This window comes from Sphingobacterium sp. Mn56C, assembly GCF_049319645.1.
GTDB lineage: Bacteria > Bacteroidota > Bacteroidia > Sphingobacteriales > Sphingobacteriaceae > Sphingobacterium.
Window position 1 is genome coordinate 21,715 of sequence record NZ_JBMOUC010000006.1, and the last position, 20,851, is coordinate 42,565.

18 protein-coding genes are annotated in these 20,851 nt (G+C 43.0%); 9 read left to right on the forward strand and 9 right to left on the reverse strand.

The window, feature by feature from the left end; all coding sequences use genetic code 11:
• The first annotated feature begins 5 nt into the window (after nucleotides 1-5).
• Together ACL9RF_RS14030 and ACL9RF_RS14035 are read left to right on the forward strand one after the other, a co-directional pair.
• Nucleotides 6-656: a FadR/GntR family transcriptional regulator gene (locus ACL9RF_RS14030; protein WP_422801261.1), complete on the forward strand. Its 651-nt coding sequence runs from the start codon at nucleotides 6-8 to the stop codon at nucleotides 654-656.
• Between the two features lie 45 nt (nucleotides 657-701).
• Complete coding sequence (locus tag ACL9RF_RS14035; protein WP_422801262.1) at nucleotides 702-1,931, forward strand: MFS transporter; 1,230 nt, start codon at nucleotides 702-704, stop codon at nucleotides 1,929-1,931.
• Between the two features lie 101 nt (nucleotides 1,932-2,032).
• On the opposite strand, the gene ACL9RF_RS14040 is transcribed toward ACL9RF_RS14035, so the two are convergent.
• On the reverse strand, nucleotides 2,033-3,760 hold the full coding sequence (locus tag ACL9RF_RS14040; RefSeq protein WP_422801263.1) for a thiamine pyrophosphate-dependent enzyme: 1,728 nt from the start codon (nucleotides 3,758-3,760) through the stop codon (nucleotides 2,033-2,035).
• A 113-nt stretch (nucleotides 3,761-3,873) separates the two neighbouring features.
• On the opposite strand from ACL9RF_RS14040, the gene ACL9RF_RS14045 reads away from it, so the two are divergent.
• Together ACL9RF_RS14045 and ACL9RF_RS14050 are read left to right on the forward strand one after the other, a co-directional pair.
• A complete protein-coding gene (locus ACL9RF_RS14045; RefSeq protein ID WP_422801264.1) occupies nucleotides 3,874-4,755 on the forward strand; it encodes a helix-turn-helix domain-containing protein in 882 nt (293 codons plus the stop codon).
• Between the two features lie 91 nt (nucleotides 4,756-4,846).
• Entirely contained in the window at nucleotides 4,847-5,887 is a 1,041-nt protein-coding gene (locus ACL9RF_RS14050; protein ID WP_422801265.1) for an aldo/keto reductase, read from the forward strand.
• Nucleotides 5,888-5,930: 43 nt separating this feature from the next.
• Here ACL9RF_RS14050 and ACL9RF_RS14055 read toward each other — a convergent pair whose 3' ends face one another.
• On the reverse strand, nucleotides 5,931-6,449 hold the full coding sequence (locus ACL9RF_RS14055; protein ID WP_422801266.1) for a GNAT family N-acetyltransferase: 519 nt from the start codon (nucleotides 6,447-6,449) through the stop codon (nucleotides 5,931-5,933).
• 17 nt (nucleotides 6,450-6,466) lie between these two features.
• On the reverse strand, nucleotides 6,467-7,672 hold the full coding sequence (locus tag ACL9RF_RS14060) for a hypothetical protein (RefSeq protein WP_422801267.1): 1,206 nt from the start codon (nucleotides 7,670-7,672) through the stop codon (nucleotides 6,467-6,469).
• An 84-nt stretch (nucleotides 7,673-7,756) separates the two neighbouring features.
• On the opposite strand from ACL9RF_RS14060, the gene ACL9RF_RS14065 reads away from it, so the two are divergent.
• Entirely contained in the window at nucleotides 7,757-8,632 is an 876-nt protein-coding gene (locus ACL9RF_RS14065) for a LysR substrate-binding domain-containing protein (protein ID WP_422801268.1), read from the forward strand.
• Nucleotides 8,633-8,705: 73 nt separating this feature from the next.
• On the opposite strand, the gene ACL9RF_RS14070 is transcribed toward ACL9RF_RS14065, so the two are convergent.
• The 5 genes from ACL9RF_RS14070 to ACL9RF_RS14090 all read right to left on the reverse strand — a co-directional run bounded on the left by ACL9RF_RS14070 (nucleotide 8,706) and on the right by ACL9RF_RS14090 (nucleotide 12,950).
• Nucleotides 8,706-9,332: an outer membrane beta-barrel protein gene (locus ACL9RF_RS14070; protein ID WP_422801269.1), complete on the reverse strand. Its 627-nt coding sequence runs from the start codon at nucleotides 9,330-9,332 to the stop codon at nucleotides 8,706-8,708.
• 101 nt (nucleotides 9,333-9,433) lie between these two features.
• On the reverse strand, nucleotides 9,434-9,565 hold the full coding sequence (locus ACL9RF_RS14075) for a hypothetical protein (RefSeq protein WP_422801270.1): 132 nt from the start codon (nucleotides 9,563-9,565) through the stop codon (nucleotides 9,434-9,436).
• Between the two features lie 130 nt (nucleotides 9,566-9,695).
• On the reverse strand, nucleotides 9,696-10,412 hold the full coding sequence (locus ACL9RF_RS14080; RefSeq protein ID WP_422801271.1) for a LytR/AlgR family response regulator transcription factor: 717 nt from the start codon (nucleotides 10,410-10,412) through the stop codon (nucleotides 9,696-9,698).
• Nucleotides 10,409-11,500 (reverse strand): sensor histidine kinase, encoded by a 1,092-nt coding sequence (locus tag ACL9RF_RS14085; RefSeq protein ID WP_422801272.1) that lies wholly within the window; start codon nucleotides 11,498-11,500, stop codon nucleotides 10,409-10,411. The genes ACL9RF_RS14080 and ACL9RF_RS14085 overlap by 4 nt, the downstream gene beginning before the upstream one ends.
• Before the next feature lie 439 nt (nucleotides 11,501-11,939).
• Entirely contained in the window at nucleotides 11,940-12,950 is a 1,011-nt protein-coding gene (locus tag ACL9RF_RS14090) for a LacI family DNA-binding transcriptional regulator (protein ID WP_422801273.1), read from the reverse strand.
• 206 nt (nucleotides 12,951-13,156) lie between these two features.
• On the opposite strand from ACL9RF_RS14090, the gene ACL9RF_RS14095 reads away from it, so the two are divergent.
• The 4 genes from ACL9RF_RS14095 to ACL9RF_RS14110 all read left to right on the forward strand — a co-directional run bounded on the left by ACL9RF_RS14095 (nucleotide 13,157) and on the right by ACL9RF_RS14110 (nucleotide 18,290).
• Entirely contained in the window at nucleotides 13,157-14,587 is a 1,431-nt protein-coding gene (locus tag ACL9RF_RS14095) for a mannitol dehydrogenase family protein (protein WP_422801274.1), read from the forward strand.
• Nucleotides 14,588-14,598: 11 nt separating this feature from the next.
• Nucleotides 14,599-15,945: an MFS transporter gene (locus ACL9RF_RS14100; RefSeq protein WP_422801275.1), complete on the forward strand. Its 1,347-nt coding sequence runs from the start codon at nucleotides 14,599-14,601 to the stop codon at nucleotides 15,943-15,945.
• 47 nt (nucleotides 15,946-15,992) lie between these two features.
• Nucleotides 15,993-16,916 (forward strand): carbohydrate kinase family protein, encoded by a 924-nt coding sequence (locus ACL9RF_RS14105; RefSeq protein ID WP_422801276.1) that lies wholly within the window; start codon nucleotides 15,993-15,995, stop codon nucleotides 16,914-16,916.
• Nucleotides 16,917-17,300: 384 nt separating this feature from the next.
• Entirely contained in the window at nucleotides 17,301-18,290 is a 990-nt protein-coding gene (locus ACL9RF_RS14110; RefSeq protein WP_422801277.1) for an aldo/keto reductase, read from the forward strand.
• 105 nt (nucleotides 18,291-18,395) lie between these two features.
• Here ACL9RF_RS14110 and ACL9RF_RS14115 read toward each other — a convergent pair whose 3' ends face one another.
• Nucleotides 18,396-20,573: a glycosyl hydrolase family 95 catalytic domain-containing protein gene (locus ACL9RF_RS14115; protein WP_422801278.1), complete on the reverse strand. Its 2,178-nt coding sequence runs from the start codon at nucleotides 20,571-20,573 to the stop codon at nucleotides 18,396-18,398.
• Nucleotides 20,574-20,851 lie beyond the last annotated feature (278 nt).

The window sequence follows — 20,851 nt, forward strand, 5'->3', positions numbered from 1 at the left end:
AAAGCATGAAACCAATCAAAAGAAAATCATTAGCAGAAGAGGTCGCTGAGCATCTGCGTCATAATATTGAGCGTGGTGTGTATAAATTGAACGATAAACTACCCACCGAACCTGAATTGATGACAACGTTTGAAGTCGGCCGCTCTACAATCCGCGAGGCGATAAAATACTTAACCCAACAGGGCTTTGTTAGTGTACAACAGGGGCTTGGAACGTTTGTTATCAGCCATGTGAGCAATAGGGATCTCGATGCTAAAATTGAACGTGCTGATTTTGCGGATATACATGAGGTGCGACAGCTATTGGAGCTTAAAATTGTCGAAAAAGCAGCACACAACAGAAAGGATGAACACCTGAAGGAGATGGCCAAAAGTCTGCAGGAGCGTAAGCACTATGCGCATCTTGGTAATATTGAGGAATCTATCCATGCCGATATTAGATTCCATACGATGTTAGCAGAAAGTTCGGGCAATACAATTCTATTTGCCTTATACAAAACCCTATCGGACCATATCGCTAAATTCTTTAATCATATCTACAAGGATACAGCTAGCTTCACCGATAGTCAAGACCTGCATGAAAGCCTTTTGCAGGCCATTAAAGCTAAAAAATCGGCTGAAGCCTTACATATCTTAAAGGAAATTATTGGAAACTAAAAAAAAATTAACTCAAAACATCAGATGACCTGATGACTTAAAACTATGAAAAATCAATCCCCAGCAGCCAGCTTATCGACGAACCAGACGGTATACTCCATCCTTTTCGCGATAAGTTTTTCGCATTTATTAAACGACCTTATACAGTCGGTTATACCAGCAGTATATCCCCTATTAAAAACAAACTATGCCCTATCGTTTACGCAAATCGGAATAATTACCCTGGTATTCCAGTTAACGGCATCTATACTGCAACCCTTCGTTGGCTTATATACCGACAAAAATCCGAACCCGAAATCTTTAGCATTGGGCATGTTATTCTCCTTATTAGGGCTGTTATGCATCGCCTTTGCCTCCAATTTTTATTATATCTTGGCATCCGTTAGTTTAATTGGTATGGGCTCTTCTATATTTCACCCGGAAGCCTCCCGCGTTGCGCATTTAGCATCGGGCGGAAAAAAAGGATTGGCACAATCTATATTTCAGGTTGGGGGCAATGCCGGAGGTGCTATAGGCCCATTGCTGGCGGCGTTAATTGTTATTCCACATGGGCAAAACTACATCAGCTGGTTTGGTATTTTGGCCGTTCTGGCCCTATTTATTTTAACGATTGTCGGGAAATGGTATGGCGCTAATATAATCCCCAAGCCGATAAAAGCACCCCTATCAAATTCGTCCAAAGCATTGGATCAATCGGCACAGCCTACGCATAAAGCATTACCGAAAAAGACGATCGCCTTTGCCATTGGAATATTATTGGTATTAATCTTCTCGAAGTATTTTTACATGGCGTCGATGACAAGTTATTTCACCTTTTATTTAATAGATAAGTTTGGGGTTTCTGTGCAAGAGTCGCAGATTTATTTGTTTGCTTTCCTGGCTTCAGTAGCTGCCGGAACCATTCTTGGAGGCCCCTTGGGCGATAGATATGGTAGAAAAGTAATTATATGGATTTCTATTTTAGGGGCAGCACCGTTTACCCTATTACTGCCGCATGTAGGGCTCGAGTTTACCATCATACTGGCCATTATAATCGGTCTGATTATCTCGTCGGCATTTTCGGCAATCCTCGTTTATGCCACCGATCTTATCCCCGGTAAGGTGGGCATGATTGCCGGACTATTTTTTGGTTTCGCCTTTGGTATGGGTGGAATAGGATCGGCAGTATTAGGGTATCTCGCCGACCATACCAGCATTGAATATGTCTTTAAAATCTGCGCTTACCTCCCGTTGATTGGTGTGGTAGCCAGTTTTCTGCCTAAAATGGAAAAATAGAACATTAGAACGCAACAACTTAAAAAAAAGCCGCTCATTGCTATACCCAGCAGCGAGCGGCTTTCTTACAATTATCAGGTTAAATGCGAAAAACTTAACCCTTAAAAGAGGTGTTTATAGTTAGATTTTATCGTATCAAATACCTCCTCCATCTTTCCACCCAACATCAATTTTGTCATAGCCTTTGTCATGCCGACCACCTGCTTAAATTCAATCTTTGGCGGCAAGGCTAAAGCATTTGGGTTGGTAAAAACATTTAACAGGTAGGGCCCATTGTGCGCTAAGGCGCGCTGAACGGCATGTTCTACTTCCTCCGGCAAGACAATGTTTTCACTCGTTATGCCCATGGCTTCACCAATTTTAGCAAAATCGGGGTTTATCATATCCGTCTGGTTGTCGGGCAGCCCTGCAACCTGCATTTCCAACCGCACCATCCCTAAAGTTCGGTTATTAAATACAATAATCTTCACCGGCAGATTGTACTGATGTATAGTCGCCAAATCGCCCATCAGCATGGATAGACCACCGTCGCCACATAACGCAATAACCTGTCTTTCAGGATGCGCCAGTGCCGCCCCTATCGCCATAGGCATCGCATTGGCCATTGAGCCATGATTGAAAGACCCCAACATACGCCGTTTACCTGTAGCACGGATAAAACGGGCACCCCAAACACAAGACATCCCTGTATCTACCGTGAATATAGCATCGTCAGTAGCCTGCCTGCAGAGGGTGTCGGTTAAAAACTCAGGCTGTATATTCTTTTCTTTTCCACTATCCTTCACATACACATTCAGGTTTTCCTTAACCTTCTCGTACAGCTTTAACTGGCTTTGTAAAAAGCTATCATCCGTTTTCGGGCGCAAAAGTGGAATTAAGGCCTGAAGAGTATCGCGCACATCACCACAAAGCCCCAACTCCAGCTGCGACCGCCTTCCTAAGCGCTCCGAGGCAGTATCGATTTGCACAATTTTATTTTTTGTCGGCATAAATGCCTGATATGGAAAGTCGGTTCCCAATAGCAGCACCAAATCAGACTCGTGCATACTATGGTAGGCCGATGGCAACCCCAATAAGCCTGTCATCCCAATTTCATTGGGGTTATTATACTGTATACCCATCTTTCCGCGGAACGTATACCCCACCGGGGCGTGTAGGTATTTGGATAACTGCACAACTTCGCTATGCGCCTTCTCGGCACCTATACCACAAAAAAGTGTAATCTTTGTGCTGGTATTAATCAGATCCGCCAGCTGTTGCAGCTCCTCGTCATTCGGCCGTATCACAGGATTGGTAAAAAAAAACTGACTTGACGTTAAATTTTCTTCCGCCGGAAGCTCCGATACATCCCCGGGAAGTCCAATAACAGCAGCCCCCTTTTTACTAATGGCATGCTGAATGGCATTCTGCAACATCCGTGGTGCCTGCTGAGGCGTCATAATCATTTGATTATATACACTACAATCGTCGAAAAGTTTAAGGGTATTGGTTTCCTGGAAGTAATCGGTTCCAAATTCGGGTGTATTGATCGTCGACGCGATAACCAACAATGGGGTATGTGCACGATGCGCATCATAAACACCATTTATAAGGTGCACATGGCCAGGGCCACAGCTGCCGGCACAACATGCCAGGCCATCCAACTCGGCTTCCGCTGCGGCAGCATAGGCGCCGACCTCTTCATGGCGCACATGTATCCATTCAATTTTTCCATTCCGGCGTACCGCATCATTCAAATGATTGAGACTATCTCCCGTAACGGCATAGATACGCTTGATGCCCGCATCGACCAACATATCCACCATCTGTTCTGAAACATTCTTACTCATAAGCTTTTTATTTGTTATAACAACCTAAACCCTAAATTGTTGGCAACCCGCCGATCGATAATCCTAAAAAATAAGTTGTATTTACTACATTTGGAATTATTTAAAGAGTATACATGCGTGTAAATAAACAGACCGGCGAAAAAAAGCCCTTTCCTAGTGAGCATATTATTCTGGAAGCTGAAAATATGGCTACAACAGAAATATGTAGGCAGGAACACCCGGAACCCTTCCATAAATTCAAAATGCTGAAAGACCACTTTCTGCTTTTTGTTATCGAGGGCACACATATCGTACAGATTGGTGAAAACCGTTATACCGTACAAGCGGGCGAAATGATGCTGATAAAAAAGGGTACTTATACCGAATTTATTAAAACCGGAAACCCCAATAACAGACATATTTACGAGAGCGTATCCTTCTCGCTGAAAAAAGATATCTTAATAGATTTTGTAAAACTTCTTGAAATTGAAGGCAACAAATTGCCGCAAAATAAAGTGCAGGATGTCATCGTATACCCCTATGGTTTACGTTTGCAGTCGTTCTTGACTTCGTTAAAACCTTACTTCGACGACAATGAGGAGGTGAAGTTAGGCCTTTTTAAGTTAAAGATTCTAGAATTGTTATACGATTTATCGCAAAGCAACCCACAGTTTATGCAGCAGCTCATGGCTTTGAACCAGCATGAGCCTTCCGACCTGCTTACCACCATGGAAGCGCATTACCTGCAACCGCATTCGATCAGCGATTTGGCTTTTATTTCGGGGCGCAGCCTGTCAAGCTTCCGACGCGAGTTTGAAGCTATATTCCATACCACACCGGCCAAATGGATACAGGAAAAACGTCTCCAAAAAGCCCGTGAATTATTTGTTACGACACAGTTGTCTATTGCTGAAGTTTGTTATACGCTGGGTTATGCAAATGTTTCCCATTTCTCCCGATTGTACAAAAGCCACTTCGGAGAAAACCCCAGTGAAACAAAAAGTCATAAAAATTGAATCCCATAGAAAAGCGAAGTTTTTATTTTTATTAGAACTTTGTTTGTATACAATACGTTATAAATTAAGGGTATAATAAAGATACGATACTATGGAATACAAAAGACTAGGAAATTCAGGGTTATATGTTTCAGAGCTTTGTTTTGGAACGGGAACCTTTGGTGGCGTACATGGGTTTGAAGCCTGGGGAAGCACTCAGGTGGCGGATGCAAAACGCATAATCGATGCTTGTATGGATGCGGGTGTCAATTTTTTTGATACGGCGGATATATACTCACAGGGCGTTTCTGAGGAAATTTTAGGACAGGCAATTCGCGGCAAGAAAAGAGACGATTTAATTATCTCCACGAAAGCAACATTCCCCTTTGGACAGGGGCCTAACAACCAAGGTTCATCGCGCCATCGTATTCTTCAGCAGGTGGAAGGCAGCCTAAAGCGCATGGAAACGGACTATATCGATGTCTACCATATGCATGGCTTTGATGCGTTGACACCAGTGGAAGAAACCTTGCGTGTATTGGATGACTTAATACAGTCTGGAAAAATTCGGTATATCGCCTGCTCTAATTTCTCGGGCTGGCATTTAATGAAATCTTTAGCTGTTTCAGCGCGTTACGGCTGGAACAAATACATCGCCCATCAGGTATATTACGCCTTAACCAATAGGGATTACGAATGGGAATTAATGCCGCTTGCTGATGATCAACAGGTGGGCGCCATTGTTTGGTCGCCCTTGGCTGGCGGTCGCTTGGGTGGTAAATTCGGCCGCAATAAACCTTGGCCTACGGCCGGAAGGGTTGCCGAAGGTGGAAGTCCGGTTCATGAAGACAGCATCGAAAAGGAAAAGCTTTTCCGCATTACCGACACCTTGGAGGCTATAGCCGCAGAAACGGGAAAAAGTATACCACAGATTGCACTAAACTGGCTGCTACAACGCCCTACCGTATCTTCTTTGATTATTGGTGCACGCGATGAAGCCCAGCTACAGGACAACTTGGGGGCGGCTGGCTGGAGGCTGACGGCGGAGCAGATGCAACGTTTAAACGAGGCCAGCAAAACGAAAGCTCCTTACCCGTATTGGCACCAAACAGAACGGCCGGAAATAAACCCTGCCGTTAATATATTCAAGTAGAATTTACACAAAAAAGGACCGGTTTAATTTCCGGTCCTTTGTGCTAATCTATGGCTTTTCCAAAAACCTTTTCATAAGCTTTTCTTGGCTTACCACGAAAATATACCTCCCCACGGTAGTTGTATCCAGACTTTTCCAAGATTCGCAACATCCCTTTATTATCAAAATTAGTGTCTATACGCATGCTAGGAACCTGCTGCTCCTGCGCCCATAGCTCCACAAATTCCAACAGGCGCTGCGCAAGCCCCTTTCCCAGGTATGCTGTAGCGATAGCTACTCGATGCACCACCACAAAACCCTCTGAACACTGCCAGGTACCTTCAATATTCGCGTAGGCGGGTTCATCGTCGATAAGTACAGCGGCATAACCGATTACCGATCCTTGATCGGTTAGGACATAACCTATACCTCTTTCGACATCGGCCTGTATAACCGTTGGGTTGGGATATCCATCCTGCCACTGGTTGCTACCATCTTCCTTACGCCGCTGTATTGCCCCTTGTAAAATTTGCCATATTGCAGCTTCATCGGCAACTTCGGCCATTCTAAATGCTAAATCCATACTGAAAAATTACTTTTTTATTTACTTCTTTTAAATATGTGCTGTATTTTCCATACTACCCACGCATTACCCAATGCTAAGGCTAAGGCGCAGTACAGCAACAAGGGTATCCCAAAATACTGGACGACATAACCGCCCACCAATGGTGTAATGCCTTGCATTATCAAAGGCCATCGCCCTAACTTTCCGATCCATAAGGCGTAATTTGTCCGGCCGAAAATCGCATAGGGTAAGGTACCCCGCAAAATCGACCGTTGCCCATTTCCTATTCCGAACAATAGCACTGCGACAAGCGCAAATGCGGGCCCCAACGCTAACAAACCTACAGCTACGACTAATAAAGCTGCCGACACCTGCGATAGGTGGAACGGCGATATCCGTCGCCAACAGAGTTCTATTAAACGCGCCCCCGATTGACTGGGTCCCAAAATTGCAGCTATCCCAATTACTGCCGACATCGTGATACCTTGATGCGTTAAAATTTCAATTAAATATACCACAATCAAAGTGCTTAACATCGACCCTAATACAAAATGGCTGGTAAGTAAGCGTTGCAAATGCGAGGGTTTCACCGCAGCTGGGGCTTGTGGCGTATCGCCTTCATCTGGCGGCGCGTTACTTACCCTATCGCCAGCAAAACGAAAGGCCAAGGCATGTATGGGCGTTACCAGTAACAGCAGTAATACGGCGTATAATTGGCAGGTCTCACGCCAGCTAAAATAGGCTAAAAATTGAGATAACAAATACCACGATATTGTAGGTGCCAAACTGGATAGCAGGGTAATAAATACTATAGCCTTGGTCGTTAGCGCGCCATAGCGCTGCGCTACCGAAGCAAATAGGGTATCGTATAAACCCATTCCCATGGCTATACCTATTATGAGCCAGCTACATAAAAATCCAAAAGCATGGGTTGCATACGATAGCATAAACAAGCCCACGGCCATTACCCAGCCGGCAAAAAGGAGGAAGCCCTCGCCGGAAACACCTTGCTGAATGATACGTCCTATGCGGGGCAATATAAAACCAGATACCATCAACGCTACTGACAACGCTCCATAAACGAATTGGTAACTCCAGCCCATTTCTAATCGTATAGGAGCCGATAGCACCGATAATAAAAAGTAAGACCCTCCCCATAACAAGATCTGCCCAGCGGCAAATAGTATACTGCTGCACCATTGTCCCAATCGCATGCCCGATATATTTTCTACATTTCCCATTTTATACCAACAAAACTGCGCAGTATTGTTAAATTTACAAAACGCTATTTTTCGATATCATTAATAGATAAAAACGATTTACAAATGGAACTCAGGCAACTTAAATATTTCCTCAAAGCAAAGGAACTGAACAACTTTACCGAAGCAGCAAAGGCACTATACATCAGCCAGAGCACCTTATCACAGCAGATTAAACAGCTGGAAACCGAGCTCGACACCTTATTATTCAACCGTATTGGAAAAAGAATAAGCCTGACGGAAGCAGGTGAGCGTTTTGCGGTTTTTGCACAGCAGAGCATTAAAAAAGCAGAAGAAGGAAAAGCCATGCTGATGGACCTGCATAACCTACAAACAGGCACGCTCACCATAGGCGTAACCTTAGGTCTACAGCATATCTTCACGAAGGCCTTGTTAATTTTCGCCGAGCGCTACCCGAATATACGTATCCAAGCCATCTTCGGAGCCTCCCACCGGTTGGTGCAAAACTTAGAAAACCTGGAAATGGATATGGTACTGGTATTCAATGAAGTACAAGACAACCCTATCTATGCCTACCAGCCGCTGTTCGAGTCGCCCCTAGCCATGGTAAGCAGCATACATTCGCCCTATGCAAATAAGAAAACAATAACACTAAAAGAGATGGAAAAATTGCCACTATTGGTGGCAACAAAAGGTTACAGTACCGACCATGTGATAAGTAAGGCTTTTCTCCAAAAAGCCTTAAACCCAGTTTTTAGCATGGAAATTAACGATATCCCTACGGCATTAACGCTCGTAAAAACAGGAAACTGGCATAGTATACTGGTGCAAACTTCAGTATCAGATAAAGACCTTGTTACCATACCCATCGCCGATATCACACAGAAAAGAATGGCCATGCTTATCCAAATTAAAGACGCCTACGAAAAAAAAGCGATGCAATTGTTTAAAGCCACCCTTGAAGCCTGTATAGCAGAGTAAATGCCGCTAAATCTCCTAAACCTCCTAAACCTCCTAAACCTCCTGGTGGTAAAAAACGAAAAAGCATCCCCAGCTATAACAACGGAAATAAGACACCAAATTGAAATTGATTGATTTTAACGGTTTTATCCACAGCCGTATTATCGTATTTATTATTCCAATTATAGCGGCCAAAAACACGTTTTCCACGCTGTTTAGACCCCAGCTCAAAACCTATAACATACGATACCTGATGCCGAACCTGAATATGCTGATTATTCAACTCCCGATTTCTTTCCGAAGTAACATTACGGCGTATCTGCGGCCCCGCCTGTAGCGTGAAAAAATCGGCAACAGAATACCGTAATAATAGAGGGAAATCCCAGCTTTTAACACCAATTTTAGACTGCGCCCCCTCATTCCCGTTGTCAACCCACACCCTATTACGGCTATACAAAACCTCCGCCTGCAAGCCTAAATTCTCGGTAAAATCTAAAGATGCATACGGCCCAACCAGCCATCCCCATAAACGTTCATTTCCACGTTCATTCCCGGTGGCACGAGCCAATGTTGCACCCCCCATAACCCCCAAATGGAACACGGGCCCCCGCCGCTGACCATAACCACCACCCCAATGCTGTGCCTGTACTGCAAAAGGCAGTACCAAAATGCCAAATAAAAAACTAAGAACCTTAACATTACCCCTAAACCTGTTCAGCATGTACAATTAAATTTTAGTAAACGAATAAATCAAATAGATAGTAAGCACAGCCCCTGCTACCCGTAGCAATTAAAACTAAAGGAGCCTTACCAACGTGATTTTTATATCGGCAGTGCAGTTGCCTGTGCAGCAATAAGCTTCGTATGATTAAACCTAGCCGCATAGGCATAGCCCATAATCAACTGCATAATTAACGTTGCAATCAAGAGGATTATTTTAGTTAAGAGGCGCATGATGTATATTTAATTAATTCAGAACAATATACAGGAACAAAACAACAGCAGATATTCTTTTGTACAAACCCCCTATCTTTTTATACCAAACCCCACGATCAAGAGCTACACACATATAAGCCCGGTACCCCTACCTGTTGCTATTCAGGTACTCGGCCAAAAATTCCTCCTTAAACATAACCCCCAGAGGAAGCTCCATATCATTGACGAAAACAATATGGTTGGAAACCGCCGTAACCTGACCTAAATTAACCGCAAAAGACTTGCTGGTACGTTTAAATAATAAGGATGGCAATTTTGAAAGTGCCGTTTTTAAATTCATAGCCGTAACCAGCTTAGTACCCGACTGCAGGTAGAGGACCACATAATCTTTCATCCCTTCAAGGTATAATATATCCCGAAAAAGCACCTTATGTAACTTCCTGTCCGCTCGTATAAAAATACACTCTTCAGCCACACTATCGTACTCACTTTTTTTATATGTATCCATCAGAAAAGCATGGTATTGCAATGCCTTATCCACGGCTTTACGGAAACGCTCCTCCCGAATAGGCTTCACCAAATAGTCTACAGCATCCACCTCATAACTGCCCAATGCATATTGCGCATAAGCCGTTGTAAAAATAACCAATGCCTGCTGTGGCAGAGACCGGGCAAAATCTAACCCGTTCATTCCCGGCAATTCGATGTCCAGAAAAATTAAATCCACCACATTATCCGACAAAAATAATTGCGCTTCAACGGTATTTTTAAAAGCCCCCTTTATCTCTAGTTCGGGAACCGTATGAATTAAGTTGACCATGCCCTGCCGGGCAATAGGTTCATCGTCTACAATTATGCAATTCATAAATACAGTTCTAATTTTACGTAAAATGTTTGTCCGCGATCCTCAATTTGCAAGTCATATTTATTCGGATAAAGCAGGTCAAGGCGTCTCGATATATTGGCAAGACCTATGCCACTATCTTTTTTAGGCTTCATTTCTATACCATCCAGCTTTTTGGAGTTTAAGCACACAAAAGTCAGCACAGCATTTTTAACCTCAAAACTCACCCATACAAAAGTTGGTTTCATATTATCCGTATTATGTTTTACCGCATTTTCCACAAAGGGTATAAACAACATCGGAGCCACCATTACATCACTAAAAGTCGACATGCGTACAATATTAAACGTAAAATCATCCCTACGTGTAGACTCCAACTGCAGAAAATCAGCAATAAATGCGATATCTGAAGCCAAGAAAACCTTATCCGAGCTACATTCATACAACTGATAGCGTAATAAATCCGAAAGGTTTAAAATCATTGAAGAAGCCTTTGTAGGCTCCGACTGTATCAGTATGTGCGCATTATTTAACGTGTTAAACAGGAAATGCGGATTTATTTGACTCTTCAGCAACGACAACTCCTGCTGGTAGTTTACCTTTTGGATACGGTTAAAATATTCCAGATTACGTATCCAATGCTGAAACAATTTATATGCCGTCGATGAAGCCAACAAAATATTATAAGCTATTAAAAACTCCAATAAAGTAGATAATAAGTTTTCCGGTCTTTCACGTTGCGCTACATACCTATAGGCGTCCAATACGTCATCTACAACCACAATAATAACAAAGGTTAACACCCCCAACCCCAACATAGTTAATAGGTAAACATAAAACCTCCCCTGCAACAAAAACCGTGGCACCAACCAATAAATATTTATATAAATCTGAATTATAAGGTAGGTTGTTAAAGCGATTTTCACCATCCAATCGATATGTATAGGGTACTCCCGCTGCCCATCTCCAGGGTTTAATACCAGCAATACAAACATAATAAGCAGGATAAGATGGCGTGTCCAACGGTACTGCGGTGATATTAAAAACGCATACCACACCTGTCCTGAAATATTTTCTTCCGCAACGCGAATCCCCTTATCAAACGGCATAATTAATCATTCTATTTTTCGTGTGTAGCGCAACAGATATATAGCCTAAAAAGAATGGGTTATTCCTGTTTTACAAAGGCCAAATATTAATGCAGCTGCGCGCTATACAAAGTCCATCTCCAAAAATAAGAGCCTAAACCATATCGGCATTTATTTTTAGACCAAAGGTCTCCCTTTTTATACGTAGCTGACACTATCAGCTTCTTGGCTTCGTATAAATTAATACCTTGTTGGTATAAATTAAAAAGAAGTAAGCCCTGCCAAAGCCTATTTTAGGGAAATTTCAAAATCCAGAATAGCATGTATGTAAACTGTATTATCATCGTTTTATTTGCCTTGGCCATATCCCGGGTATTATATGCCTTACACCTAAAACGTCAATGTGAGCATCGATACCTAAAACTTCGCGTGGAAAGATGGAAAAATGGTAGAGGATGCATTAAACCATAGTCGATGCACGGCGCACCACCATGGCGTCCATCACTTCCGTACGTAAGGGTGCCTTAGGATCTTTTATCTGTTCCAGTAAAAGGTTTGCTGCAACATGGCCCATATCCGATAGCGGCTGCTCTACCGTGGTAAGCTGCGGGTGTACCATTGTCGATAACACCGTTCCTGAAAAGCTACCTACCGCCACTTCAGCAGGAATATTAACGCCTTGCTGCAATAAATAATTCATAGCTCCTATTGCTAAAGTATCGGTAAAAGCAAATATAGCATCAAAGCTAATCCCCTGTTCATACAGTTTTTGAACAGCCTCCTTTCCGGCATCTACGGTCAGCGATTCCAGCTTTACAAGTAGTTCCGGAGCATACATATTATATTTTTTAAGAATTCTTTCGTATCCGATGCCACGCTCCACGGTATTTCGGATCGACACGGGTCCCATCAGATAAACAATTCTTTTTTTTCCGGTTTCTATCAAATGCTCCACCATCAGCGACGCTTTTATCGCATCATTGACCCCAACTTGCGACACCGTTAAAGTTGGATTTGGCCTACGATCAAAAAAAACTAATGGCATTCCCCGATCCATAATATCTTTATACAGGTCCAGATTATGGCTTTCATGGCATGCATTTATAAGAATACCATCCACCTTCATGCCCTCCAAAAACAGCAGATGCTGTCTTTCCATTTCAGGGTCCTCATCACTAACATTTATTAGAATACGATAACCCAGCGGGCGCAAAACACGTTCTATTCCCTGCAATACCGTTGCCGTAAACGGTGTTACCATCTCGGGCACAATTAAACCTATAGTTTTCGTTACGCCATAACGCAAATTTAAGGCTATAGGATCTGGTTTATAGCCCAACTTCGCTGCGGCCTGCACTATTTTTTCTTTCGTATCCGGATGGATTCTACTGTTAGGAATAAAGGCGCGCGATATTGTCGATGTAGATAGCGACAAGTATTTCGCAAGATCTTTTATTGTTGTCCGTTTCATCGTAAGCGCTAACTAAAGTAACCGTATACCGTATTATGAAAAACAAAAGTAATAAAAACATTTAGCACCCAAATACCCGTGGGAACGTCAACATAACAATGGGAACGTTCCCATTGTTAATTTGACGTATATCAGTAGGTTATATTGAAAATATTGCAGTACCTTACGCTTCTTTTACCGTCTTTATATAGAGAAAAAAAATAGTTATGGTATCATACAATTATAAGCCAGAAGAAGTAACAGCTGGTATCGTGCACATTGGTGTGGGAAATTTTCACCGTGCACATCAACAATTTTATATCAATAGCCTTTTAACGCATACCGATCAGTTAAATTGGGGAATCTGTGGTATTAGTATGCTACCTACAGACAAACCTATTGTCGATAGCCTCCGGGCACAAGATTTGCAGTATAGCCTCACCATCTGTGGGCGCGATGGCAACAATGAGGTGCACAAAATCAGCGCCTTAAAAGAACTGATATCTGCCGTGGAAGAGCCCGCAGCTGTGGTGCAGAAAATTGCCGAAAAAGCAATTAAAATTATTACCCTAACGATTACCGAAGGGGGATATAACTTAGATAAGACGACAAACGAATTTAATCTGGCAGACGAAAAAGTAAAACAGGATATCGCTAATCCATCTGCACCACAAACGGTCTTTGGTTTTATCGCCGAAGGCCTTCGTCTGCGGAGAAAGTATAATCATGGTGGCCTAACCATTTTGTCCTGCGATAACCTGCAGCATAACGGTAATACCGCAAAAAAAGCATTTCTAACATTTCTTGCAGCGCAGGATCCTGCCTTAGCAGCCTGGGCAGAAACGTTTATTACCTTCCCAAACAGCATGGTAGACCGCATTACGCCCGCGACTACAGCGGCAGATATCACCCGACTTAATGCAGCTTCAGGCTGGGATGATAAGGCTCCAGTATATTGCGAGGATTTCCACCAATGGGTTATTGAGGATAATTTCGCTGCCGGACGGCCTGCCTTAGAACGCGTTGGAGTACAGTTTACCAACGATGTTACCGCCTTTGAAAACATGAAATTAAGTCTTTTAAACGCATCCCATACCCTACTGTCGTATCCTTCATTTTTAAAAGGGTATCGCAAAGTGGATGAAGCGATGCAAGACAGGAGCATGAGGACCTTTATCCGTAACTTCATGGATATTGATATCACTCCCTACGTTCCTGCTCCTGCAGATACAGACTTAGAAGTATACAAACAAACGTTAATAGAAAGATTCGCCAACCATTCGGTAAGCGATCAAGTGAGCCGTTTATGTTTCGATGGCATATCCAAGTTCCCGGTATACATTATCCCTAACCTTATAAAAATGCTGCGTGATGGTAAAGACCTTACCCGTATGGCATTCCTATTTGCATCGTATCGGCATTACTTGGTAGCAGCGAAAGACGATTTGGGCCAGCAATACAGCATTGCCGAACCTTGGTTACATGGCGATGATGCCTCCATTCTTGCTTCGAAAGACCCCCTAGACTTTCTCCAGTTTTCGCCTTTTAAAAGCGTTAACCTAAGCGAGAGTGCAGCATTTGTTAATCTATACGGCTATTTCGTAATTCAGCTGCAGCAGTATGGTATGGCGAAGACATTACAGACAATAGTGGGATAATTGAAACAGGTATGCAGGTTAATAGTAACATAAAGCAACCCTCGACAGGGCAGCAGAAGCGTATCACGCCCCTTGTAATCGTGACGTTCATTTACTTTATTGTGGGTTTTCTAACGACAGTAAATGAACAATTGCAGGCGCCGCTGCAATTTACTTTTTTGCATAATGCAGGCAGTCTTAAAAATACTTTTACCACCCTGGTGTCGTTCTTCTTCTTTTTAGGGTACCTTATAAATGGCACCTTAGGAAGTAAGTGGGTGAATAAATTTGGCTACCAAAAAACCATCTTGCGTGGACTTATTTTTATGATTTTTGGTCTGGCCATGTACCTGTTGTCTGCCTGGATGGGCAGCGCTGCCGCCGACTTGCAGGTAAAAATAGCCGACGCACATATTCCTTATGCTTTTTTGGTATTTCTTTCGGGCTCTTATCTCATGGGTACAGCCGCAGCGATAATCCAAGTGGTCGTAAACCCCTATGTCGCCTCGTACGACCTGGCGGGCACACAGCCTGTGCAGCGTTTAAATATTACAACGGCCATAAATTCTTTGGGAACAACATCGGCACCTTTTTTTGTTACGGCCGTTGTATTTCATGGGTTAAGCATAGAAAATATACATATCAGCCAGCTTATTCTACCCTTCTTTGCAATTATGGGAAGCGTAGTGCTGGTATGGCTCCTTACCCGACGGTTGCAGCTGCCTGATATTGCACATACACGTACCGAAAATGGTGAAAAATTACCCCGCAGCATTTGGTCGTTTCGACACTTCGCTTTGGGTGTGCTCGCTATATTTTTCTACGTGGGTACCGAGGTTGCTATCGGCGCCAATATTAACCTGTATGCTTTTGAATTAATGGAGAAAGGACATCCTATTACCTTCTTTGGCAAAACAGATATTATTGTTGGCAACATGGATTTGGGTATACATGCCTTACTATCTACCCTCTATTGGGGGGGCTTTTTAGTTGGCCGTTTTGTATCCAGCTTTTTTAGCCATATATCGGCAAGGACGCAACTTGCCGTCACCACAATTATGGCTACCATATTGGCTGTAATCACTATAATAACACAGAACCTATGGTTTCTGGTGGCTATTGGACTGTTACATTCATCGATGTGGAGCTGTATTTATTCGTTATCGATTAAAGGGCTCAACAAATATACGTCTAAAGCTTCGGGGGTATTTATCTCCGCCGTATTCGGGGGCGCTGTTTTTACCCTTATACAAGGTGGGTTAGCGGATATCATGGGAACATGGCGCTGGACTTGGATCTTAACCGTTGTTTGCGAACTGTTAATGTTGTACTATGCACTCTATGGCTCTAGAATAAGAGAAAAAGATATTGTAAATTAAGCCTATTAAAATTTTTATTACCTATAAATCGCGTATAATTTGTCGCTATGACTGCTAAAGATAATTCAATAGCCTGCTTTGGGGAGGTACTATGGGATATATTCCCGCCAAATAATAAACAAGCCGGTGGGGCGCCCTTTAATGTGGCCTACCACCTTAATAAAATGCATACGCAAGCAACCATGATCAGTAGCGTGGGCAAGGATGGCTTGGGACATGAAATATTAGAAAAGATTAAAAATTGGGGTATATCTACCCAACATATCCAAGTCGATAGCCTACACCCAACGAGTACTGTTATTGCACATATCGACGAAAATAATGAGGCGCATTACGATATTTTGGAGCAGGTGGCCTGGGATTTTATTGAGCTAAAAGACACGGATAAGGCACTATTGCAACAGACGAAGGCATTTGTTTTTGGGTCGCTAGCTGCACGTGCGGCGGCGTCCAAAAATACATTATTCGAACTGGTGGAAGCCAGTTCTTTTAATGTTTTTGATGTGAATTTACGCCCCCCTCATTCGGATATTAAAACCATTAAGGAGCTGTTGCACAAAACACAGCTTGCTAAATTTAATAAGGCCGAACTTAAGCTTGTCCTTTCGTATACCGGAAAAGAGTATACTACGGAAAAGGATGCGCTACGCTATTTACAGGATATTTTTGACCTTCAAGAGATTATTGTCTCTAAAGGGAGCAAGGGTGCTTTGTATGCGAAAGGGGATGCGGTGTACCGCTATCCTGCTGTTCCGGTTACCGTTGCCGATACCGTCGGCTCTGGCGACTCGTTCTTGGCTGGATTTTTATCGAAAAGATTTCAGACCGAAGATGTACATGAAACCATGTTGCAGGCCATCTGCCTGGGGGCATTTATAACTTCCAAATTCGGCGCATGCCCAGACTATACTTACGCTGATTTTGAAGACTTTAAAACCTTACACAAGGCTATTCAGCCGTTACCATTTTAGTGGCGCGCTGCTAGGTTATATGGTATAGTTCATGGTTGGCTATATCAAAAAAAACAGCCTTTCTTGCTTAACTAAACATCGTCAAAAGTGGCCCTCTTATCGTGTGGCCACTTTTTTTGTACTGCAATCCCTGCTCCTGCCTCTGCCCCTGTGCATCGACATCTACGCTCCCCGGTAGTCTACCTTAAGCAAAACCTGTTATTCTAATAGATAGAAAAAACCAAGGTTTAACGATGGTGCCTTATTTACGTTGATTATAGAAAAGACACCCGCCTGACAAAGTAGCTGTAGCTGAAACAAAAAGTCATAAAAATTGAAGCTTTTAGAAAAATCCAAGCCAACAATTTTGACGTTTTTTGTGTTATTAATTAAACATTAAAAACGATGGAATTTAGAAAATTAGGAAATACAGATTTAGACGTTTCAGTAATTACCTTTGGCGCTTGGGCTGCCGGCGGATGGATGTGGGGCTCAACAGACCGTAAAGATGCGGTAGATGCCATTATAGCTTCGTATCATGAAGGTGTTACCTCAATTGATACGGCCCCTATTTATGGTCAAGGGACCAGCGAGGAGATCGTTGGTGAAGCGATTAAAGGTCTACAGCGTGATAAGGTGCAGATCTTAACAAAATTTGGTATGCGCTGGGATTTGGAAAGCCCTAGAGGGGATTTCGCCATGAAGAGCAAAGATAACAGCGGCAAGGATATCGATATCTACAAATATGCAGGTAAAGAGTCGGTTATTAAGGAGGTGGAAGACAGCTTAAAACGCTTGGGAACAGATTATATCGACTTAATGCAGATTCACTGGCCGGATACTACGACGCCGATAAGCGAAACTATGGAGGCCTTGGAAACGTTAATACAGCAAGGAAAAATCCGCACTGCGGGGGTAAGTAATTACAGCACATCACAGGTTAAAGAAGCACGGGAAACTTTAAATATTGTAAGTAACCAAGTTCCTTATAGCATGTTAAACCGTGATATTGAAAAAGAATTGGTGCCTTATGCTGTGGAAAATGATTTAAGTATTATTGCTTACAGCCCAATGGAAAGGGGTTTATTAACGGGCAAGTACTTTAAAGATGTAAAACTGCAGGACGGTGACCACCGTAGTGGATACTTCCAGAAATTCGATGCCCAGCGCATACAGGCATTTTTACAGGCAATTGAGCCCTTGGCAAAGGAGAAAAATGCAACCCTATCGCAGTTGGTATTACGATGGACTAGTTTACAACCTGCTATCACCGTAGTATTAGCCGGTGCCAGAAACGCTACCCAGGCCGTTGAAAATGCCAGAGCAATAGATGTGAATTTAAGTAGTGATGAGCTTGCTTTTATTAATAAGGCTTTAGAAACAAATAACCTATAGTCGGAGCCAGGTATTTTGCAGCTGCAGTAACACAATAAAAAGCCGTACGCTGTCGGTCAAATTGACCTCAGCTGTACGGCTTTTGTATGGAAAAATATGTTTTCCTTATTTTTTAACGATTGCCTTTACGGTTTTCATTTCTCCATTTATTTTCACCTTTACAGTTTTCGCTACCGGCGAATAAATACGGTATGCCGTTACTTGACCATCTTTCCAGCTGAAGTCTAAGGTATAGTTGCCCCGGGCACGTATCCCCTGTACCTGACCGGCTTTGCGCCATGCATCCGGAAGTGCGGGTAAAAAGTCCAAAAATCCTTCTTGGCTCTGCAATAACATTTCCGTAACTCCGGCAACATAACCCAAGTTACCATCGATTTGGAATGGCGGGTGTGCACATAGCAAGTTTTCGTAGATACCGCCGCCATTATTATAATCAATACCCTCGCCACCGACTAAAGAGATAAAATTATTTACAATACGGTGTGCACGATTGCCATCCTGCAACCTCGCCCAGAAGTTCATTTTCCATGCCATCGACCATCCTGTAGACTCATCGCCACGGGCCTCCAAGCTAATGCGTGCCGCCTTTGCCAATTCCGGCGTAGTATTTACACCGATCTCACGTCCTGGATGTAACGCAAACAAATGCGAAACGTGACGGTGGGTATCCTTAGGATCATCTCTATCCGTTTCCCACTCTTGTAGCTGCCCCCATTTACCAATTTTTGCTTTTAGCAGCCTCTCGCGCATATCAAATACACGGTCACGGTAGCTTTTATCAATACCCAAAGAATCCGCCGCCTCGACATAGTTGGTAAACAAATCATAGATAATCTGCTGATCGTAGGTTACGCCGTCCTCTGTAGGGCCATGCTCTGGCGACCAACCGTTTGGCGCTACCAGGGTACCATCTTCACGGCGTTTTAAATGGTCGTCCCAAAACTCTACAATCTCCTTCAAAATCGGATATGCGAAGTCTTTTAAGTATTTTTTATCTTGGTTAAAAGCGTAATGCTCCCATAATGCCTGTGCATACCATGCCGACCCCGGCGTATTCCAGGAGAACGATTCTCCACCGAAAATATTATTCTCGGTACGTACCGTCCATCCACGAACACCTGGAAACTCCTTTTGGGTATTTTCCTTTTTAATCTCGCGCAATGCATTAATATAATCCAAGTACGGCACATGACTATCTACTAAATTTGCAGGCTCTGCCGGCCAATAGTTCATCTGCACATTAATATTCGAGTGATAGTCTGATCGCCATGGCGGTGTATTACTGTTGTTCCATAACCCTTGAAGGTTTGCGGGAAGACCGCCCTTGCGGGACGAGCTGATTAGCAAGTACCTGCCATATTGCGCTAATAGCACTTCTAAGGCTGGATCCTGTGTTTTTTTATAATCGATGATCTGCTCCTTGGTGCTGGCAAAGACCTTCTTTGCTGTTGCCGATTGGATATTTAATTTAAAAGTATTGTACAAACGTTGGTAATCTTGCACATGACGTTGTTGAAGTTGCGCCACTGTTTTAGTGCCTATATTGGCTAAAGTGGTTTTATTTTTCAGCGCAGGAGCGTCACCTTTCCATTTATTGGCACGGATCGGTGCATAATCTGTCGCTGCCACTAGAAATAATGTAAAAGCATCTACCCCTTTAAATTCTAAGGCTGCAGCACCCTGACTATCTTTTCCAAGTTTTACCTCTCCACCTTTATTTACAATCTTTAAGGTTGCACCGTATAACATACCATTTTCCAGACTAGCGTCTATAGTAAGCGTATTGCCATCGCCTTTAACTGCAGCACCATGGGCATCCACCAAACGGATATTTCCAGTGAAAGCTCCTTTTTTCGATGCTTTATAATCGAAAACTAATACCTGATCCGGAAAACTGGCGAAGTAGTTGCGTGTAAACTGTACGCCATTTTGGTTATATTGAACCTGATGGATGGATTTTTCAATATCCAGCTGTCGGGTATAGCCATGAATATTTCCTTTTCCTTCAAAGGTTACAAAAACATCAGCAAAAGCCTGGTAAGCACCAGTTTCCTGCTCGTCGCCGGTCCATAATGAGTTTTCATTAAACTGAATATGCTCTTGGTCGGTGCCGCCAAAGATCATTGCCCCCAAACGCCCATTCCCAATCGGGTAAGCCTGCGTCATCCAGTCTTTTGCCGCCTGATTGTCGCGTAAGCCCAGCACTGCATGCTGCTTTGGTTGGGCAAAACTTACAATAGGCGCTAACAAGACTGCTAAAATTACTACTGCCTTAAATTTCATATTACTGTTCTATTTTGTTGCTTTTGGATGGCCATAAATCGATTTTTTCTGCTATGCCTAAACAATGCATACACATAGGTTATCGGCTTTATTTTGCTTTTTATACGATTGGTGGCCCTTTCAGCCTGCAAAATAGATATAAAATACGACCCTTCAAATAGTATAGAATAGAATTGATGGGCGAGCGGTTACCTTGCTCCCGCAATCGCCGATAAGGATAAGCGCTCAAAAATGGTATAAAACAGGTTGAAAAATGCATAACCCCAGGAAAACATCGG

Excerpts from the sequence above, each read along its gene's own strand:
- ACL9RF_RS14030 (WP_422801261.1), top strand. The coding sequence starts at position 6 with ATGAAACCAATCAAAAGAAAATCATTAGCAGAAGAGGTCGCTGAGCAT.
- ACL9RF_RS14035 (WP_422801262.1), top strand. The coding sequence starts at position 702 with ATGAAAAATCAATCCCCAGCAGCCAGCTTATCGACGAACCAGACGGTA.
- ACL9RF_RS14040 (WP_422801263.1), bottom strand. The coding sequence starts at position 3,760 with ATGAGTAAGAATGTTTCAGAACAGATGGTGGATATGTTGGTCGATGCG.
- ACL9RF_RS14045 (WP_422801264.1), top strand. The coding sequence starts at position 3,874 with ATGCGTGTAAATAAACAGACCGGCGAAAAAAAGCCCTTTCCTAGTGAG.
- ACL9RF_RS14050 (WP_422801265.1), top strand. The coding sequence starts at position 4,847 with ATGGAATACAAAAGACTAGGAAATTCAGGGTTATATGTTTCAGAGCTT.
- ACL9RF_RS14055 (WP_422801266.1), bottom strand. The coding sequence starts at position 6,449 with ATGGATTTAGCATTTAGAATGGCCGAAGTTGCCGATGAAGCTGCAATA.
- ACL9RF_RS14060 (WP_422801267.1), bottom strand. The coding sequence starts at position 7,672 with ATGGGAAATGTAGAAAATATATCGGGCATGCGATTGGGACAATGGTGC.
- ACL9RF_RS14065 (WP_422801268.1), top strand. The coding sequence starts at position 7,757 with ATGGAACTCAGGCAACTTAAATATTTCCTCAAAGCAAAGGAACTGAAC.
- ACL9RF_RS14070 (WP_422801269.1), bottom strand. The coding sequence starts at position 9,332 with ATGCTGAACAGGTTTAGGGGTAATGTTAAGGTTCTTAGTTTTTTATTT.
- ACL9RF_RS14075 (WP_422801270.1), bottom strand. The coding sequence starts at position 9,565 with ATGCGCCTCTTAACTAAAATAATCCTCTTGATTGCAACGTTAATTATG.
- ACL9RF_RS14080 (WP_422801271.1), bottom strand. The coding sequence starts at position 10,412 with ATGAATTGCATAATTGTAGACGATGAACCTATTGCCCGGCAGGGCATG.
- ACL9RF_RS14085 (WP_422801272.1), bottom strand. The coding sequence starts at position 11,500 with ATGCCGTTTGATAAGGGGATTCGCGTTGCGGAAGAAAATATTTCAGGA.
- ACL9RF_RS14090 (WP_422801273.1), bottom strand. The coding sequence starts at position 12,950 with ATGAAACGGACAACAATAAAAGATCTTGCGAAATACTTGTCGCTATCT.
- ACL9RF_RS14095 (WP_422801274.1), top strand. The coding sequence starts at position 13,157 with ATGGTATCATACAATTATAAGCCAGAAGAAGTAACAGCTGGTATCGTG.
- ACL9RF_RS14100 (WP_422801275.1), top strand. The coding sequence starts at position 14,599 with ATGCAGGTTAATAGTAACATAAAGCAACCCTCGACAGGGCAGCAGAAG.
- ACL9RF_RS14105 (WP_422801276.1), top strand. The coding sequence starts at position 15,993 with ATGACTGCTAAAGATAATTCAATAGCCTGCTTTGGGGAGGTACTATGG.
- ACL9RF_RS14110 (WP_422801277.1), top strand. The coding sequence starts at position 17,301 with ATGGAATTTAGAAAATTAGGAAATACAGATTTAGACGTTTCAGTAATT.
- ACL9RF_RS14115 (WP_422801278.1), bottom strand. The coding sequence starts at position 20,573 with ATGAAATTTAAGGCAGTAGTAATTTTAGCAGTCTTGTTAGCGCCTATT.